The sequence below is a fragment of the Actinokineospora xionganensis genome (assembly GCF_014323725.1).
Taxonomy (GTDB): domain Bacteria; phylum Actinomycetota; class Actinomycetes; order Mycobacteriales; family Pseudonocardiaceae; genus Actinokineospora; species Actinokineospora xionganensis.
Genome location: NZ_JABVED010000058.1, coordinates 1 through 1,047, shown reverse-complemented (window position 1 = coordinate 1,047; position 1,047 = coordinate 1). Strand labels below are relative to the sequence as shown.

Below are 1,047 nucleotides of genomic sequence, written 5' to 3'. Positions count from 1 at the left end.
CTAGGCCGTGTTTCGAAGTCATAGCCACTCGTTGATCGTGGCTACCTGGACGGTTGCTTCGTAGCGAACGGCGAGTTTGTCGTATCTCGTGGCCACAGCACGGTTGCGCTTGAGCCGGTTTATCCCGCACTCCACGGCGTGGCGCTGCTGGTAAGCCTCTGGGTCGAACACCGGTGGACGACCACCAGCACGGCCCTTGCCCTTGCGGTGGCGGATCTGGTCGGTCTTCTCCGGGATGGTGCACCGAATATCACGGCGGCGCAGGTAGTGACGGTTGGCGCGGGAGCCGTACGCCTTGTCCGCCAACACCCGATCCGGCCGGGTCCGTGGCCTACCCCGCCCTGGCCGGGCGACCCGGATACGACCCAGCACCACCTGAAACTGCGGCGAGTCCCCACGCTGCCCGGTGGTCACGACCAGCGAAAGCGGCTTCTGGGCCTGTTCGGTGGCCAGATGCAGCTTGGTGGTCCATCCACCCCGGGATCTGCCCAGCGCGTGATCAGCCGGTTCCGGATCTCCCACCCCACCGGGTGGTTCCTTCTGAGCATCCCCCTTTTCCGCGCTCCAGCGGCGTGCTGGTGAGCGCGGGCGATGGTCGAGTCGACACTGACATCCCAGGTGATCAACCCGGCGGCGTCGGCGCGGGCCTGCAACGCCGCCAGGATCACCGCCCACACCCCGGCGCGTTGCCAGCGGCGAAACAGCCCGTAGACCGCCTGCCACGAGCCATACGCCGGTGGGACATCGCGCCAGGGGGTGCCGGCACGGACTCGCCACCGGATCCCGTTGATGAGCTGCCGTCTGGTCCATTGGGGCGGGCGGCCCGGCTTCTTCCCGGCCGGCAGCAGCGGTTCGAGTACCGCCCACTGCGCGTCGGTCAGGTCGGCCCGCCCCGCCACCGCTACGCTGGCCACGAGGTCTCCGGTGTTCTCGATCTTCTTCGTCGTTGATCGATCTACCGGAGACCTCGTCTATTTGATCAACGACACGCCGACACCGTCCGCATCCGATGATCTCAGCTGGTCAGGACTTCGAGACACGGCCTAG

Annotated in this window: 1 protein-coding gene; it reads right to left on the bottom strand. The window is 67.0% G+C overall.

What is annotated here, in order from left to right:
- Window positions 1–18: 18 nt before the first annotated feature.
- A protein-coding gene (locus GPZ80_RS31870; protein ID WP_446678436.1) for an IS5 family transposase occupies window positions 19–914 on the bottom strand; the annotation gives its coding sequence in 2 pieces (ribosomal slippage) (window positions 19–549 and window positions 552–914; 894 coding nt in all).
- Window positions 915–1,047 lie beyond the last annotated feature (133 nt).